Source organism: Mycobacterium sp. NPDC049093, from assembly GCF_040704635.1.
In the GTDB taxonomy this organism is placed as follows: domain Bacteria; phylum Actinomycetota; class Actinomycetes; order Mycobacteriales; family Mycobacteriaceae; genus Mycobacterium.
The window spans coordinates 523,176-540,304 of the sequence record NZ_JBEZJS010000001.1 but is presented as its reverse complement, the minus strand read 5'-3'; the positions used below and the strand labels follow the sequence as shown (position 1 = coordinate 540,304).

Annotated in this window: 14 protein-coding genes; 8 read left to right on the top strand and 6 right to left on the bottom strand. The window is 68.9% G+C overall.

The window, feature by feature from the left end; translation table 11 throughout:
* From AB0876_RS02535 to pdxH, 6 genes are all read right to left on the bottom strand, one after another.
* A complete protein-coding gene (locus tag AB0876_RS02535) occupies nucleotides 1-3,549 on the bottom strand; it encodes a tubulin-like doman-containing protein (protein ID WP_491837434.1) in 3,549 nt (1,182 codons plus the stop codon).
* Nucleotides 3,549-6,347, bottom strand: a complete 2,799-nt coding sequence (locus AB0876_RS02530) for a vWA domain-containing protein (RefSeq protein ID WP_526041114.1) — start codon at nucleotides 6,345-6,347, stop codon at nucleotides 3,549-3,551. Before AB0876_RS02530 ends, AB0876_RS02535 begins: the two co-directional genes overlap by 1 nt.
* A gap of 4 nt (nucleotides 6,348-6,351) precedes the next feature.
* Nucleotides 6,352-6,936, bottom strand: a complete 585-nt coding sequence (locus AB0876_RS02525) for a hypothetical protein (RefSeq protein ID WP_526041113.1) — start codon at nucleotides 6,934-6,936, stop codon at nucleotides 6,352-6,354.
* A gap of 464 nt (nucleotides 6,937-7,400) precedes the next feature.
* On the bottom strand, nucleotides 7,401-8,039 hold the full coding sequence (locus AB0876_RS02520; protein ID WP_526041112.1) for a TetR/AcrR family transcriptional regulator: 639 nt from the start codon (nucleotides 8,037-8,039) through the stop codon (nucleotides 7,401-7,403).
* Between the two features lie 81 nt (nucleotides 8,040-8,120).
* Nucleotides 8,121-9,437 carry an MFS transporter gene (locus AB0876_RS02515; RefSeq protein WP_491837430.1) on the bottom strand — a complete coding sequence of 439 codons (1,317 nt, stop codon included), beginning with the start codon at nucleotides 9,435-9,437 and terminating at the stop codon, nucleotides 8,121-8,123.
* A complete protein-coding gene (gene pdxH, locus AB0876_RS02510; protein WP_491837429.1) occupies nucleotides 9,437-10,126 on the bottom strand; it encodes a pyridoxamine 5'-phosphate oxidase in 690 nt (229 codons plus the stop codon). Before pdxH ends, AB0876_RS02515 begins: the two co-directional genes overlap by 1 nt.
* 41 nt (nucleotides 10,127-10,167) lie before the next feature.
* Here pdxH and AB0876_RS02505 point away from each other — a divergent pair, with 41 nt between their 5' ends.
* The 8 genes from AB0876_RS02505 (at nucleotide 10,168) to AB0876_RS02470 (ending at nucleotide 17,116) form a co-directional block, all read left to right on the top strand.
* Nucleotides 10,168-11,286, top strand: coding sequence for a citrate synthase 2 (locus AB0876_RS02505; RefSeq protein WP_491837428.1), 1,119 nt, complete (start codon nucleotides 10,168-10,170; stop codon nucleotides 11,284-11,286).
* A gap of 187 nt (nucleotides 11,287-11,473) precedes the next feature.
* The gene (locus AB0876_RS02500) at nucleotides 11,474-11,929 is read left to right on the top strand and encodes a VOC family protein (RefSeq protein WP_526041111.1); all 456 of its coding nucleotides are present in this window, start codon (nucleotides 11,474-11,476) and stop codon (nucleotides 11,927-11,929) included.
* A gap of 57 nt (nucleotides 11,930-11,986) precedes the next feature.
* The gene (locus AB0876_RS02495) at nucleotides 11,987-12,604 is read left to right on the top strand and encodes an ECF transporter S component (RefSeq protein ID WP_064883622.1); all 618 of its coding nucleotides are present in this window, start codon (nucleotides 11,987-11,989) and stop codon (nucleotides 12,602-12,604) included.
* Nucleotides 12,601-14,085 (top strand): ABC transporter ATP-binding protein, encoded by a 1,485-nt coding sequence (locus tag AB0876_RS02490; protein WP_526041110.1) that lies wholly within the window; start codon nucleotides 12,601-12,603, stop codon nucleotides 14,083-14,085. Before AB0876_RS02495 ends, AB0876_RS02490 begins: the two co-directional genes overlap by 4 nt.
* Complete coding sequence (locus AB0876_RS02485; protein ID WP_526041109.1) at nucleotides 14,082-14,837, top strand: energy-coupling factor transporter transmembrane component T family protein; 756 nt, start codon at nucleotides 14,082-14,084, stop codon at nucleotides 14,835-14,837. Before AB0876_RS02490 ends, AB0876_RS02485 begins: the two co-directional genes overlap by 4 nt.
* Nucleotides 14,824-15,375 (top strand): AAA family ATPase, encoded by a 552-nt coding sequence (locus AB0876_RS02480; protein WP_491837424.1) that lies wholly within the window; start codon nucleotides 14,824-14,826, stop codon nucleotides 15,373-15,375. Before AB0876_RS02485 ends, AB0876_RS02480 begins: the two co-directional genes overlap by 14 nt.
* A gap of 32 nt (nucleotides 15,376-15,407) precedes the next feature.
* Nucleotides 15,408-16,031, top strand: a complete 624-nt coding sequence (gene pnuC, locus AB0876_RS02475) for a nicotinamide riboside transporter PnuC (RefSeq protein ID WP_526041108.1) — start codon at nucleotides 15,408-15,410, stop codon at nucleotides 16,029-16,031.
* Complete coding sequence (locus AB0876_RS02470; protein ID WP_526041107.1) at nucleotides 16,028-17,116, top strand: AAA family ATPase; 1,089 nt, start codon at nucleotides 16,028-16,030, stop codon at nucleotides 17,114-17,116. Before pnuC ends, AB0876_RS02470 begins: the two co-directional genes overlap by 4 nt.
* The last annotated feature ends 13 nt before the right edge of the window (nucleotides 17,117-17,129 follow it).

Genomic DNA, 17,129 nt, shown 5'->3' with positions numbered 1-17,129 from the left:
TCAGAACGTCCCGCCATCGGGGATGACGACCGAGCCGCCGTCATCGAAGAACGCGCCCGCACCGGCCGTCTCACCCTGAGCCAACGCCGCACCCTCGCGCTGCAACAGCTTGATCAGCGCCTCGGTCGCCCAGAACACATCGGGCGCCACGTCACGGAAAATCGGCGTCTTGGCGGCCTTGGACCGGGTGGCGACGGTCGTGAACGCACCATCGGGGGTGGCCCCGGGGGTGTCGGCCGGCAGGTACTGGGCCGCGACGTCACGGACGTTGCCCAACCACGTTTCGGCGGCCGCCTGCCTCTCCTCTGCGGTCTGCGCGGCCGCGATCGGCCCGACCCGGGAAGTGATCCCCGGGCCGGAGGTTCCGGTCTTGAGGAACTCCCGCACCAGTGCCGCCGCCGACAGCTCGACGATGCCGCTGGCCGGGTCCTGGCTGTGCGAGTCATAGAGCGCACGCAGCACCGTGTACGGCCGCAGCGACCGCATCACCGGCGGCTCATGGGAGGTGGCGATGGCCAGCAGGCTCGACTCCAGCACCGCGGGCAGCCAGTCGTAGGACGCGGTGAACGCCGACGGAGGGGTCAGCAGCGGATTCGGGAAGCCCAGCCACTGGTTGTCGTCCCCGTCGTAGATGCGCACCGGATCGGTGAACGGCGACGCCGGGATCTGGATCCGTCCGAGCATCTGACCGAGGAACCAACCCGCGGTCATGGTGCGCCGTTCGGCGTCGGTCATCGGCAGTGACGCCGACAACGGCCGCGAACGGCGGTACCGCCAGAACGCCCCCCGGCCCGGACCGGCGGTCTGCGCCCACTGCTGCGCGGCCGGCTTGAGCACCGAATCGAACACCAGCGGTGAGTAGTTCGGGTAGGACCCGAAGATGTCGATGCGGGTGACGCTGTCCTCGTCGGACAGCGACCGGCCGTAGTTGTCCTTGGTGGCCTGGTCGATGCGCGGGTTGGCGCGCAGCACCTCGGCCAACGTGTCGGCCACGGGCTGGCCCGCGAACGGGATCTCGGAGAACTTGTACCGGTACTCGACCTGCTGGCCGGGGTGCACCCGCTGCAACGCCTGATCGTTGACACTGGCCAGCGGCCGGGCCAGCGACAGGGCCTCGGCGAACTTGGTGTCGATGTCACGACGCCGGTTGACCAGCTCCGATTCCGAGGCGCCCGCGCCCTGCACGTAGTCCCGCAACGAGACCTTGCAGAACTCCTCGAACGACTCGCCGGGCCGTCCCACGTAGAGCCGGGCCCGCGCCAGCAGTTCGGCGGGCCGGGTGTGCACGTCGAACTGCGCCATCGAAGGCACTCGCGGCCGCCCGTTCTCCGGATCGGTGCCCAGCGCCCGGGTCACCCACGTCGCGGTGCGCTCGACGAGCCCGCCCGGCGCTGCCGTGCCGCCGGTGGTCTGCCACAGGCCGAGGATCACCCGGGTGGTGGCGTCGTCGACGGCGGTGCGCAGCGGGATCATCGCGTTCGAACCGCCCACCGCTTTGGGCAGGTCGGTTTCGTAGCGCTGCTTGAACGCCGAGGAGCTGATCAGCAGCACCTCGTTGTTGGCTTCGGCGAACCGTGAGGGCACCAGCTCGTCGGCGTCGGACGGCCATGCCACGTACTGGTCGGTGGACAGGCGGGCCAGGCCGACGTCTGACGGCGGCTCGGACCGGGCCTTCTCCAGCAGGATCATCGCCTCGCCCAGCGCATCGCGCAGCGGCGCCAGCAATTCGGCGCCCATCACCCGCAGCACATCGGCCATCCGGGCCGCGGCGTCGGCATAGAGCTGGCGGCGCACCGTCGACCGGAAACCGTCCAGTGCGATGCCCAGCACCTGGTCGGCGTTGGTCATCACGCCTCGCAGGGACCGCAGGGCGGCGTCGACCTGCGGAGGGATCGCGACGATATCGGGCGGGCCCATGGCGCCGAGTTGCGCGATGCCGGGCGCCAGGACGCTGTCGAGGTGCAGGCGTAGCCGGTCGATCAGCTCGCGGGCATAGGGCAGGCCGAGCGAAGCGGCCGCGGTACCGACCATCTGCTCGACCTGGTCGGCGAACTCCCGATGCCAGGAGAACACCATCGCGTACGCGGTCTCGGAGCAGGCCCGGGCCAGGTCGGCGCGGCGGTTCATCACGGCCTGACGGAACACCGGCACCCACTGCTCGGCGGACATGCCCTGGGGGTTGGGCAGGTAGCCGCGTAGTTGCCGCTCGATCAGCCCGTTGACGGTGGAGGACACCGCCTCGGGCGGGAAGGCGCCGTTGGCGATCCAGTTGCCCAGGATGCCGACGCGTGCCTGCTCGTCGCCGGCCGCGGCCGGCATCCGCAGCTCGTTGCAGTGCGCCTGCCACTGGCTGCTCAGCAACGTGTCCAGCTGTTCATTGCTGGACGCCGGATTGCCGGCCTGCAGGTGCCCGAACGACAGCTTGTCGGCACAGCTGCGGGCCAGGCGCTGCGCGGCGTACTCCGCGTAGCGGTCCCGTCCCATGCTCAGGCTGGAGAAACCATAGGTGCCCCACGGCAACACATCCCACGACGAGATACCCCAGCCGAGCACGTCACGGTCGCCGGTCGGCGACGCGGTGTTGCCGAGGTCGTAGGACACGAACTGGTCGCTGGCCTTACCGCTCATCATCAGGCCGGCCAGCCCGCGGGCCAGACCGCGGTACACGGCGTACTGGGAGCCGTCGCCGAACAGGGTGCGGTCGGCGCCGATGTAGCGGCCCACCGGGAAGACGCGGGCGAACGGGATCGGCTCGCCGTCACCGTGATGCTGGCCCAACGCGCGCAGGATGCGCACGTCGTGTTCGCGGGCCGCGCCGGTCTGGCTGGCGACGATCTCGCCCAGCATGGCCAGCGCGTTGGCCCGGACACCGATCCGCGCGCTCTCCGGCAGCGACTCGAAGATGTCGGGGGTCACCATGAAGACGCCCATCAGCTTCGGGTCCAGGCCGGTGACCAGGGTCAGCAGCCGGCAGATGTCCAGCGCCATCGAGGCGCCCGCACCGCCGGCCATCGACGACACCACGAGCACCAGCGGCGGCTCGTTGGGGTCGAATCGGCCCATGCCGGGCACGCTGACCGTCGACATCTCCGAGATGGTCTCGACCCGGAACAAGGCATCCCAGGCCGCCTGCAGCCGGGCATGGATCTCGCTGGCCTTGCTCAGCGTGATCATCCGGCCGATGGCGCGGTACTGCCCCGCACCTGCCGAGATCGGGTTGGTCACCTCTTGCGGATTGCGCGGCGCCCAGGTGGCGATGGCGTCCAGCGCACCGTCGGCGGCCAGCCGCTGCGACAGCGCGCCGTCGAGGATCGCGTAGCTGCTGCCCTGCGGGCCACAACCGATGTAGCTGCCGCCCTGCGCGGGCACGTTGGCGAGACCCTCGGGCCCCGATTCGGCGGCGCTGGGCACGTCGATGTGCACGAACTGCCAACCCGACAGCACCTTGTCGACGCCGGCGGCGTGCAGTTCGGAGCGAAGCTGGTCCATCATGAACGCCAACGTGGCGCCACCCGAACCGCCGCATCCCACTACCAGGAATCGTCGCATCAGGCTCCTTCTCCAAACGGATTGAACGGATCGCTGTCATACCGCTGTGGTTGGGCCGGCCCGGGCCGACCGGGACCGGGCCCCGACGGCGGGGGACCCATCGGCGGCGGTCCCGACGGTTGTGCACCATCGGCGAACGGGTCGTAGCCGACCGGCGCTCCCACGGCGGTATCACCGAACGGGGACGCCCCCGGCCCGGCATCGTCGTGCGGTGACGCCAGCCCGGCCTGGACGGCCCGCAACCGAAGGCCGTTGAGAACCTCGGGCAGCCGGCGCGCCACCTCTTCGTAGAGCTTTTCCCGCGCCGCGATGTCCGTGTTGCCGCTGACCAGCAACAACACTTCGGCCTCGGTGGACGGCCCACGCGGATCGTGCAACACCACCCAGGTGTTGTGCACCGCCAGCGGCAGCACCGCGTGCAGGCCCGTGGCATCGGTGGCCGGCAATTCGGAACCGGTGGTGACCAGGTGGCCGGCGTCGACGCTGACGTGGCCCGCGCCGAACGGGCTGCGGCCCAACACCACGGTCAGCGTCGTTCCCAGCACCGAGAGCCGACGCGTACCGCCGGCCAGCCCGGGTACCGGGTTGACCAGATCGGTGTCGACCATCGCGAACGGTTCGCCGTCCCGCAGCGCGATGTCCGAACGCACCTCGGCCCGGATCCGTTCGGCCAACAGCGGGATGTCGGGGATCTTGCTCACCCACCACTTCGACAGGTACAGCAACCCCAGCGGGATGCCCGGGCCGAGCAGGAGCGCGGCGATGAGCACCAGCACGAAGTTGACGGTGCTCAACGGCTTGATCAACGATGCGGTGAACGGCACCTGGACCGTCTGCGAGTCATCGGGGTTTTCCAGCGCGGCGACGTGCAGCGGGACCGTGCCGTTGAGGCCGCCGTGCCCGTCCTGCTCGGTGCGGAGGGTGACGTCCAGCTTCCCGGTCTGCCCCTCCTGCAGCTTCAGGCAGTTGCCCGGCGAGTTCGCCGCCGAAGTCACCTTCGGTGTACCGATGCCCTCCGGGCCGGCTTCTACCGTGACGGCGTCGGAATCGGCGATCCATACGCAACCCGGGCCGGTGACGTTCAGCGACGCTGTCGCTCCCTCTGCGGCCTGGACGCTGCCGAAGTCGATCCGCTCGCCCGGCGACGGCAGGCCGAGCTTGGGCAGGATCTGCAGGTTGACGTCGACGTTCTGCGGCGACAACTGGGTACCGGGCGCTACCTGCACACCCGTCAGGTCCACTGCCGGCGCGGTGGTGACGACCAATGACATCTTCAACGTGGCCGGGCCGGGCTCGACCTGGCTCAGATCGACCTTCACCGGTTTGCCGATGTCCTCCTTCGGGACATTGGCGAGCAGGTTGATGGGCGCGGCCCCGGCAGGCACCAGCTGTGCCGACAGCGTGGCCGAACCAACCAGGTCGGTGGGCGTCAGAGGCTTGTTCTGCCCGTCGACGAGGCCGAAGGTCACCCCGTCCAGGGTTTGGCCGCTGTGCCACGTGACTGCAGGCCCTTGCTTACCGTCACTGCTGATCAGGGCAGGGAAGATGTCGGTGGAGATGTGGATGCTGACCTTCGACACCGCGTCGGGGTGCTTACCGGCGGTATCGACGTAGACGATGCCCCACTGGCCGATCCACTCACCGCCGCCGGTGTTCTGCATGACGATGTTCTGCCCGGTCTCGGACAGCCACTCGTACGTCACCTTGACGCCCGCGACGTCGATGTCGGTCGCGCCGTCTTTGCGTGGCAACTCGACGGTCTGCCCCGACGGTGACACCAGATAGGGCACCACGCCGGGCACGTCGCCGGAGCCGAGGATGGTCACCGACTTGATCGAGCGGTCCAGCACGAAGTTGTGCTTGGCCTCCGGGCACACCTGCAGCTGACACACCGCGCCCTGGCTCTCGATACCCGGGTCCGGATTGAGTGCGTCGAATGCGAACAGCATGTCGTCGATGTCGGCGACCGAATAGAAGTCGCCCGGCACCGGATCGGTCTTGTCCCCACAGGTCTTGCCCGCGAGACCCTTCCCAGTGCTGATCGCGCTCATCACGTCGAAGTCCGCCGGCGCCGTGGTGGCACCCAGGCCGATGCCGAGCATGACGATCCCCGACGACCGCACCTGATCGGCCACGCCGCCGGACCGGCAGATCGAGTCGATCGCGCGCTGCCGGGCCTGATCGACCCCGTCCTGGCTGCTCAGATCGACGCCGTCGGCGTACGGCTTGGCCACCTCGCGTGCGGTGAAGTCGATCTTGCCATCGGAGAACCACGCGATCGCCTGGCAGCGTTGACCGCCCTCGGTGTTCTTCGCGCGGGCCGCCAACGCCTGACGTGCCCCGTCCAGAGCTACCCAGTAGTCGGTGTCGATGCCGGTGTTCTTGGACTCCAGGCTGCCCAGTTGCTGCGCCAGTTCACCGGCGTTGGCATCAGTGAGGCGGGTCCAGTCGTGTTCCGGGGTGTACGTGTCGGAGAAGCCGGCCGACGCCACCTCAAGGTCCGCATCCACCCGTCCGACATAGCGCCCCAGGGTCTGCAGCAGGTAGCGGGCGGCCTGCACCCGCGCGCCCTGTGGATCGCTTTGCTGCAAGCTGCTCGACTCGTCGAACAACAGCAACAGGTCACCGGTCTTCTGCGCGGCCAGACACGCACCGAAGCGCTGGGCGCCGCCGGCCGATTCCTGTGCCGACGCGGTCGGGAGGGTCAAACCGACCAGCACGGTCGCCAGCCCGGTCAACACGACCAGCACCATCGTGGCGACGACGCGCACAAATCCCCTGTGCAATCCCCTCGTCATCGCTCTAGAGCCTGCCCGCCCACAGGGCGATCTGCCAGGCCCCTACGGCGATACCCACCAGGCACACCGCCAGCACCGCCCAGTACAGCGTCGAGGTCCAGTTCGGCGCCGAGTAGATGGCATCCGTGCGGCGCCGGGTGTCGACCCGTGTGTAGACCGCCAGCGCGCCGATGGCCACCGGTCCGGCCAACAACCAGCCCGCGACCGCCGTGAGGATCATCGGCCCCATGACCGCGCCGATCACCGCGACGATCACTCCGGCCAGGGCCAGTGCGAGCGCCACCGCAAACCAGATCAACGGTGGTCCGGTGGTCCGCAGCGCGGCCGCTCCCGGCCCGACCGTGATGGGCTGGCCGAACGCGTCCTGCGCCCCCATGGGCTGGCCGGCAGGCGGCCCCCCGAAGACCTCGTGCGAGGCTCGCTGAGGCTGAGGCTGGGACTGAGGTGCGCCGGCCCACGGGTCGAAACCCGACGAGGGCCCACCCGGCCCTGGTGCGGGACGCCCGCCGGGGCCGGGAGGCGGGCCGGAGGGTCCGGTCCGGGCCGGGGGACCGAAGTCGCTGAAATCGAATGGACTCGGGGTGCTCAAACGCCACCAATCCTTCCGTCTTCAGTTCTCGGTCGAGCCAGGTCGGCGCAGCGTGGGATGCCCACCGCTGAACACGAAGCCAGTCCCCCGAACCGCACCACGTGATGCTATCGAAGCAGGCTGCACGGCGACCCCATGGTTGGCCGAAGCCATCGCCCGTCGTGGGCCGCCGAATGGGTTGTTGCCGAATGGATCAGCCGGGCCGTCCCCGTGCCAGCCGTCTGTCATCTGCTTTTCCCCACCCATTGCTCGTTGACCCCGCCGAACAGCGATCGCCAACCGACGACGATCCGAAGATTCGATGGTAATCGGGCCCGGCGCCTCCGTGCGCAGCGGCGTTCGCTGAACTGCGCGGAACCCGACGAATACTGCCGATACTTCGCATTCACGCGGCCGATTGAGCCTAACCGCATCTGCGGGGTCGGCTGTGCGCCAAGATTTCCCGGATGTGGAGCTCCCGCGAGCTATCCCGCACCCTCGACGACCGCCAGGAAATCGGCGTACGTCGCCTTGATCTTGTCGACGATGTCGTCCACGCTCACCGAAGCCCAATCGGCCCGGGACCCCAGCTCAGCGATGGCCGTCATGATGATCGAACCCCACACCACGGCCGTCAGCTTGAGCCGGCGATCGTCGCCGGGCACGCCCATCCGCCGGGACAGCGCGACGTTGACCGCATCCGCCCGGAACTGCGACGCGGTGTGCATCAACGCCGGCGACGAGGTGACGATGCGCGCCGAGGCCAACAGCCGATCGGCCGTGAGCTGGGTCGGCGGCGCGGTCTTGGTCTTGAGGAAGGCCTGCACGTGAGCGCGGTACACCGCCTCGAGATGGCCGATGTCGTCCGGTTGCGCCGTCAACTCGACCGCCACGCTCTCGATCACCTCGTCGACGAACGCCAGCACCACCGCATCCTTGGTGGCGAAGTAGCGGCTGAAGGTGCGGGGCGAGACATCTGCGACCGCCGCGATCTGCTCGACGGTGGTGCTCTCGAATCCGTGGCGGTCGCACAGGTCGATCGCGGCCTCGATCAGCATCGCTCGGGTGCGTTGCTTCTTGCGTTCACGCAATCCGGTCTCGGCCTGGCGCATCCCGTCAACCACGAGATCGGATGTTAGCCCTCAAAGGCCTGCTTTTCGGTCCATTTCGGCAACTATGTGGCGTTGAGTGCCATTCGCCGGTGGTCATACTTTGTCAGCCTCGGACTGTTCCTGCGGGACGGTCGTCTGTGCGCCGTCCGCGCCCACCCGATAGCGCACGAACGCCGGCACCGCGAGCGCGGCGATCAGCACACCGACGATCACCAGCGCCCCGCCGCCCGCCGCGGCGACCGTGGTGCCCACCGCTGCCGCTGCCGCGCCGTGCAATGTGTCCGCCAGTCGCGGGCCGCCGGCGACCACGACCGTGAAGACGCCCTGTAGCCGGCCGCGCAGTTCGTCAGAGGCCGCCTGCTGCAGGATCGTCGACCGGAACGCGGCCGACACCATATCGGCCGCACCACCAACGGCCAAGAACGCCAACGCAATCCACAACACCAGCCCGGCGCTGCCGCCTGCCGCCCCGCCCGCGACACCGAACCCGGCCATCGCCACGCCCCACACCACGATGGCCACGACCACGGCCAGTCCCTGCCTGCGGATCCGCGGCAGCCAGCCCGAGAAGACGCCACCGGCCACCGCACCCACCGACATCGCTGCCGCCAGCAATGCCATGGCCGTGCCGCCCTCCACCGGACCGCCGAAGCTCTCGTGTGCCATCTGGGGGAAGAGCGCGCGAGGCATCCCGAAGATCATCGCCACCAGGTCGACGACGAACGACATCAACACCACCCGGTTACCGGCGAGGTAGCGGAAACCGTCCAGCACCGCCGTCAGGCCCCATCGCGAACCGCCGTCCTCGGTGCTGACCGGCGGCATCGGCGCCAGCCGGAACGTGGCCCAGATCGGCACCAGGCAGCAGATGGCGTCGATGAGATAGAGCGTCGACAGATCCACCCAGTGCAACATCACCCCGGCCAGCAGCGGTCCGACGATCGCACCGAACTGGAAGACCGTCATGTTCAGCGCGTTCGCCGCGGGCAACTGCTCGCCCGGCAGCATCCGTGGGATCGCCGCCGACCGGGTCGGGCTGTTGATCGCGAAGAACGCCTGCTGCACCGACAGCAGACACAGCACCACCCAGACGTTGTTCAGCGACAGCGCGGCCTGCAGCCACAACAGCACCGACGACACGGCCAGGCCGATCGAGGCGATGATCAGCAGCAGCCTGCGGTCCATCGCGTCGGCCCAGGCACCGCCCCACAGGCCGAAGACCACCAGTGGGACGAGCGCGAACAGGCCGGACAACCCGACATAGGCGGAGTTCTCGGTGAGCACGTACAGCTGCACCGGCACCGCGAAGATGGTCAGGTTGGCGCCGATCACCGTGGGGATACCAGCCACCCACAGCCGCCGGAAGTCCGGGGTGCGCAGGGGTGTGGTGTCGGCGAAGAACCTACGCACTAGGGCTGGAGGCGTTCGGCTTGATTGCCGATCACGCGAATTCGGTTGTGTACCCGGTTCTCCCGGCCCTGCCAGAACTCCACGCTCTCCGGCGCGATCAGGTAGCCGCCCCAGTTCGGCGGCACCGGAACCGTTTCGAGATCGGCGAACCGCGCCGTCACCTCGGCGAGCTGGTCGAGCAGCGCCGGGCGCGACGCGATCGGGCTCGACTGCTGCGACGCCCACGCACCGAGCTGCGAACCCCGGGGGCGCTTCGACCAGTACTCCTGGGTGGCCTCACGGCTCACCTTCGTCACCGGTCCGCGCACATGGACCTGGCGCCCCAGCCGGTACCAGGGGAAGGTCGCCGACGCGTACGGATGCGCAGCCAGCTGTGACCCTTTGGCGGAGTCATAGTTGGTGTAGAACGTGATGCCTGTCTCGTCCATGCTCTTGCACAACACGGTTCGGGTGACGGGTCTTCCCTCGCCGTCGGTGGTGGCCACGACCATGGCATTGGCCTCGGCCACCCCGGCGCGGAACGCATCGGCCAGCCAGGTCCGCAACAGCGTCAGCCAACCGGTTGCCGGGTCCTCGCCCAGCCAATCGACGTCCAGGTCGCCGCAGCCGTCCTTCTCCACGTAATCCACGCGCATGGCAGCCAGGTCGTGTTGGTCGTGTTCAGGCGCTGGTCCGGAAGGTATGGCCACCGCGGTAACGCTACGCCTGGACTTGGTGCAACAATCTGGCCATGCCAGCTGTACCGGAAGACTTCGTTGCCGGCCTCGAAGGCGTCGTCGCCTTCACCACCGAGATCGCCGAGCCGGACAAGGACGGCGGCGCGCTGCGCTACCGGGGCGTGGACATCGAGGAACTCGTGGACCGCCGGGTCACCTTCGGCGACGTGTGGGGACTGCTGGTCGACGGCAGTTTCGGCACGGGCCTGCCCCCGGCCGAGCCGTTCCCGCTGCCCATACACAGCGGCGACGTCCGCGTCGACGTCCAGGCCGGACTGGCGATGCTCGCACCGATCTGGGGCTACGCGCCGCTGTTGGACATCGACGACACCACCGCACGTGACCAGTTGGCCCGGGCCTCGGTCATGGCGCTGTCCTACGTCGCCCAGTCCGCCCGCGGCATTTACCAGCCCGCCGTACCGCAACGCCGGATCGACGAATGTGACACGGTCACAGCACGTTTCATGACGCGCTGGCAGGGCGACCCGGATCCCAGGCACGTCGAGGCGATCGACGCCTACTGGGTCACCGCCGCCGAACACGGGATGAACGCGTCGACGTTCACGGCCCGGGTGATCGCCTCCACAGGCGCCGATGTCGCGGCCTCCCTCTCCGGCGCGGTGGGCGCGATGAGCGGGCCGCTGCACGGCGGTGCCCCGGCCCGGGTGCTGCCGATGATCGAAGAGGTCGAGAAGTCCGGTGACGCCCGCGCGGTGGTGAAATCCATCCTGGACCGCGGCGACAAGCTGATGGGCTTCGGGCACCGCGTGTACCGGGCCGAGGATCCACGGGCCCGGGTACTGCGGGCCACGGCGAAACGCCTTGAGGCGCCCCGTTACGAGGTGGCCGCAGCCCTGGAGCAGGCCGCGCTGGCGGAGCTTCGCGAACGGCGCCCGGACCGGGCCATCGAGACCAATGTCGAGTTCTGGGCGGCGGTGATCCTGGACTTCGCCGAGGTGCCCGCCTCGATGATGCCCGCGATGTTCACCTGTGGCCGGACCGCCGGCTGGTGCGCGCACATCATGGAACAGAAACGGCTGGGCAAGCTGGTCCGTCCGGCCGCCATCTACGTCGGCCCCGAACCGCGCAGCGTGCAGTCGGTCACCGGATGGGACAAGATCGCCACGTCGTGAGCGGTGCCCGCTTCTTGCGCCGAAACTACGGGTTCTGACGAGTTCAGGGCCATTTCCGTCACAAAGCGTAGTTTCGCGGTTCGTGCGGGTGTCAGAGGGCAGTGGTTCCATGGGACCTGTCCGCCGATGAGATCCGCCTGCCGCGCGGGTCTGCATTGAAACCGCTCACCCACACCAGGAGAAGATCATGGCGATCGAAGTAACACCCGCAGTCCTGCCGCATCTGGTTGTCGACGACGCCGCCGCGGCAATTGACTTCTACGTCAAGGCATTCGGTGCCACGGAGCTGGGCCGGGTGCCCGGCCCCGACGGCCGCAGACTGATCCACGCCGCGCTCGGCATCAACGGGTCCACGGTCATGCTCAACGACGACTTTCCCGAGTACAACGACGGCAAGTCGACGACCCCCAAGGCGCTGGGCGGCACCCCGGTGACCATCCACCTCACCGTGACCGATGTCGAGGCCAGTTTCGCCAAGGCGGTCGACGCCGGCGCAGAGGTCATCATGCCGCTGGAGGACCAGTTCTGGGGTGACCGCTACGGCATGGTGCGCGACCCGTTCGGCCACCAGTGGTCACTCGGGCAGCCGGTGCGCGAGGTCAGTCCCGAGGAGATCGCACAGGCCATGCAGTCCGGGCAGTAGCCCACTCCCCCGCCGTCGCGCGCAGTCCATACTGATCTCCTGCCACGAAGGAGATCGATGAACACCCAGCCCACCGACACCACGCCGGCTGCCCGCGCCCTGCGCTGGCGGGTCGTGGACATCGTCGTCGCCAGCGTCCTCGCAACGGCGGCCGGGCTGGTGTTCGTCGTGTGGAACATCGCGTCCAACCCGATCGGCGCACCATTGACGGCGGCGCTTCCGGGTCTACAGGCATTGCTCGCCGGCGGCTGGTTGTTCGCCGGTGTGCTCACCGCCCTGGTGATCCGCAAGCCCGGCGCGGCCCTGTACGGCGAGCTCGTCGCGGCCACGGTGTCGGCGTTGGTCGGCAACCAGTGGGGTGTGCTCACGCTCGAATCCGGACTGGTGCAGGGGCTCGGCGCGGAACTGGTTTTCGCGGTGTTCCTCTACCGCCGCTGGGGATTGCCGGTCGCGCTGATCGCCGGGGCCGTCGCCGGGCTCGCCCTGGCGATCAACGACCTCATCCTCTGGTATCCCGGTTCGGCCAACACGTTCGCCGCGATCTACACGGTTTCGGCGATCGTGTCCGGCGCACTCGTCGCCGGGCTCCTGTCCTGGTTCGCGGTCAGGGGTCTGGCGAAGACCGGCGCGCTGAGCCGGTTCGCCTCGGGGCGGATCGGCCCCGAGGCTCGATGAGCTCACCGCACGGCGCCGGTGCCACCGTCACGGCGCACACCTGGGGTTGGTGCCATGCCGGACGCGCCGCCTGGGCCGTGCGGGATCTCGATCTGCGGATCGAGCCCGGCGAGCGGGTGTTGCTGCTGGGACCGTCCGGCGCCGGGAAATCGACTCTGCTGCATGGCATTGCGGGATTACTCGGCGGTGCCGAAGAGGGCAGGCAGGCGGGAACACTGCGGGTCGATGGTGCCGCGCCGAGCGAACAGCGTCACCGGATCGGGATGGTGCTGCAGGATCCCGACGCCCAGGTGATCCTGTCCCGGGTCGGTGACGACGTCGCCTTCGGCATGGAGAACCTCGGCGTTCCGCGCGAACAGATCTGGCCCCGGGTCCGAACGGCCCTCGACGCCGTCGGCCTGAAACTGGCTCTGTCCCAATCCACCTCGGAACTGTCCGGCGGACAGAAACAGCGGCTCGCACTGGCCGGGGTGATCGCGATGGATCCCGGCCTCATCCTGCTCGACGAACCGACGGCGAACCTCGACCCTGCCGGTGTCCTCGAAGTGCGGGATGCGGTTGCCGCCTCGGCCGCCCGGACCGGCGCGACACTCATCGTCATCGAGCACCGCACCGATGTGTGGATGCCCGTCATCGACCGCGTCGTCGTGCTCGGCGCCGACGGTCAGGTGATCGCCGACGGAACACCGGATGCGACCATCCGGCGCAATCACGACTACCTGGTCCGATCGGGTGTGTGGGTGCCGGAGACCCCGCTGCCCGAGATCACCCGCCACCGGTCCGCAGCCCGCGAATCACTGCTGCATGCCACGGATCTCGCACTGGCCCACCCGGGGGATCCGCCGATGCACGTCGGGTTGAACTTCGAGATCGAGGCCGGACGGACCACGGTGATCACCGGTCCGAACGGGGCGGGTAAGTCGACGCTGGCGCTCACTCTCGGCGGCCTGTTGCCCGTGCCCACCGGACGTCTCGAGGCACACCCCGATTTCGCCCCTTCCCCGTCCCGCCGCAAGCCCGTCAAATGGCGGTCGAAAGAACTGCTCACCCGGATCGGCAGCGTGTTCCAGGATCCTGAGCATCAGTTCCTCACCGCCACGGTGCGCGACGAACTCTCGTTGGGGCCCAAGGCCATCAAACTCCCCACCGCCGAGATCACCGCCCGCACCGACGAACTCCTCGAACGCCTGCATCTGACACACCTCGCCACGGTGAACCCGTACACGCTGTCGGGTGGCGAGAAGCGCCGCCTTTCGGTGGCAACGATGCTGGCGACCGCGCCCAAGGTGATCATCCTCGACGAGCCGACCTTCGGCCAGGACCGCCGCACGTGGGAGGAGTTGACCCGGTTGCTGGCCGAAATCGCCGATGGCGGTACGGCGGTCGTCGCCGCAACCCACGATCTCGATTTTGCCGACGTGCTCGCCGACGCCCGGATCGTGCTGCCCGACTGGGAGCCCACCGCGGAGACCGCACCATGACCGCGCGCACGATCAACCCGGTCGCACGACTGCTCACCGCGCTGGTCATCGCGGGTGCCCTGGTGCTGTCGGTCGACTGGGTCTCGGCGCTGACCGCACTGGCCGGGGAGATCGTGTTGTTCGTCGTGGTCGGTGTGCGACTGCGGGCGGCGCTGACCCGAGGTGCGGTGGTCGCCCTCGCGGCCACGCTCACCGCGATCACCATCCTGCTCTACGGGCAGGTCAGCGGAACGGTGTACTGGCACTTCTTCCTCGTCACAATCAGTGACGGATCCATCGCCCTGGCCGCCGCCACCTTCCTCCGGGTCCTGGCCATCGCACTGCCGTCGGTCATCCTGTTCATCGACGTCGAATCGACCGAATTAGCAGACGGTTTGGGTCAGGTGCTGCGACTGCCGGCCCGGTTCGTGATCGGCGCCCTGGCCGGCCTGCGACTGGTCGGGCTGCTCGGACAGGACTGGCAGTATCTCGGCTATGCCAGGCGGGCCCGCGGGGTGGCCGACCATGCGAGAGTGCGCCGGATCGCGGGGCAGACGTTCGCCCTGCTGGTGTTTGCCGTGCGGCGCGGGTCGAAGCTTGCCACCGCGATGGAAGCCCGCGGGTTCGGCGCCTACCCCACGCGCACCTGGGCCCGGCCGTCGCCGTTCGGTGTTCGCGAATTCGCCTTGATCGCGGCGGGATTCGCCATCGCCGCAGTCGCCATCGGCGTCTCGGTTTCCTCCGGAGCCTGGAACTTCATTGGCGCTCGATGAGATCCTGGGCCGGCTCGGCCCCGCCGCGACGACCGTGCTGATCGACGGCCGTTCCGGGTCGGGCAAGTCGACGCTGGCGGCACAACTGCACGAGAGCTGGGCCGATTCCGTCGTGGTCCGCCTTGACGACATCTACCCGGGATGGGACGGATTGGCGTGGGCCGCAGAGCATGTGCAGCATTCGCTGCTCGAGCCACGGGCGGCCGGGCATAACGGACACTGGCGGCAATGGGATTGGGCCACCGCCGCTCCGAGTGGGCACCACGAGGTCGAACCCGGGCAACGGCTGATCGTCGAAGGCATCGGGGCGCTCACCCCGGCCGGCCGGGCGCTGGCCGATCTGGGTATCTGGGTCGACGCCGACGACACCGAGCGCAAGCGCCGGGCACTGGACCGCGACGGCGAGACCTACCGGCCGTACTGGGACCGGTGGGCCGCCCAGGAGGACGAGTTCATCGCGCGGTTCCACCCCAGGGCGTGCGCCGATCTGATCGCGGTGCTGACCGCAGGCAGGTTCGAATTCACCGCTCCCGGTTAGGGTCGACGCGGAACAACCGGAGGGGAGAGTCGATGCTGGACTGGCTGGCGCAGCTCGTGCAGCCGCTCAACACCACGCTGTTCGTGTTGGGCGGCGACGCGGTCAGCTGGGCCGAGCTGCTGGGCTTCCTCACCGGCGGGCTGTGCGTGGCGCTGACCGTGCGCAGGCACATCGCCAACTTCCCGGTGGGTATCGCCAACTGCCTGTTTTTCCTGGTGCTGTTCACCTCGGCCCGGCTGTGGGCCGACGCCGGTCTTCAGGTGCTCTATATCGCACTGGGTTTCGCCGGGTGGTGGCAGTGGCGGTACGGCAACGCCGGTCGCACCCCGCTGATGGTCACCCGGGCCCGACCGGACCAAATCGGTTGGTGCGTTGGCGTTGTCGTAGCCGGCACGGCTCTGCTGACGGTCATCCTGCGCGCCGCCCACGACGCGGCGCCGTTTCTCGACGCGCTCACCACGAGCCTGTCACTGGTCGCGCAGTGGCTGCTGAACGGGAAGTACGTCCAGACCTGGTACTTCTGGATTGCCGCCGACTGCGTCTACATCCCGCTGTACGTGAGCCGGGACCTGAACCTGACCGCGGCGATCTACGCGGTGTTCCTGGTGCTGTGTCTGTCGGGGCTGCAGTCCTGGCGGAAGGTGCGGGTGCCATGAGCGAGTTCGGTCACGGCCTGTTCATCGGCAAGTTCTATCCGCCCCATCGCGGACACCACGCCGCCATCACGGACGCGGCGAACCGGTGCGGCCGGGTGAGCGCGCTGGTGATGGCGGCCGCACCGGAGACTGTGCCGCTGACCGATCGGGTGGACTGGCTCCGAGAGACACACTCGGCGCAGACGAACGTGACCGTCGCCGGAATCCCTTGCGATGCACCGCTGGACGTCACCGACCAGCGCGTGTGGGCAGCGCAGGTGGCTGCCATGCGGGCCGGGTTGCGGGCGGCAGGCTGCCCGGCCGAAGTCGACGCGGTGTTCTGCGGCGACGACTACGGTGACGAGCTGGCACGCTGGTTCGACGCCGCGAGTGTGCGGATCACCCGGAGCCCGGTCAGCGCCTCGGCCGTCCGCCGCGACCTGGCCGGCCGGTGGCTCGAACTGGCCCCGGCCACGCGCGCGGGGCTGACGACCCGGGTCGTCGTGCTCGGTGCCGAGTCGACGGGGACGACGACGGTCGCTGCGCAACTGCAGCAGCACTATGCGGCACGCGGCGGAGTGTGGGCCACGACGCGCAACGTCGAGGAGTACGGTCGCGAGCACACAGCCCGGCTCTGGGAACGCCAACCCGACCGCGCCATCGACGAATTGGTGTGGGATCACACCGATTTCGATTACATCGGGGCCGAGCAGAACCGCCGGGAGGAAGCCGCCGCTCGCGACGGCTCACCGATCCTGGTGTGTGACACCGACGCGTTCGCCACCGCGGTCTGGGAACGCCGCTATCTCGGGACGGCCGCACGCAGCGGTCAGCCCTGGACCCGGGTGCCGCGCCGTGCGGTGTATCTGCTCACCGACCACACAGACGTGCCGTGGCACGACGACGGCATGCGGGAGGGAGACCTGGATATGCGGGCGGCGATGACCGGTTGGTTCGCCGACGCTCTGACCGCGGCCGGGCACTCCTGGGTGCTGTTGACGGGCTCGCTGTCCGACCGTGTCGAGTTGGCGCTACGCACCGTCGAACCGCTGGTGGAGCTTTCGATGCGCTTCGGGGAGCCGTTGCACGGGCCCGGCTTCGAGTAATCCCGAGCGGGCC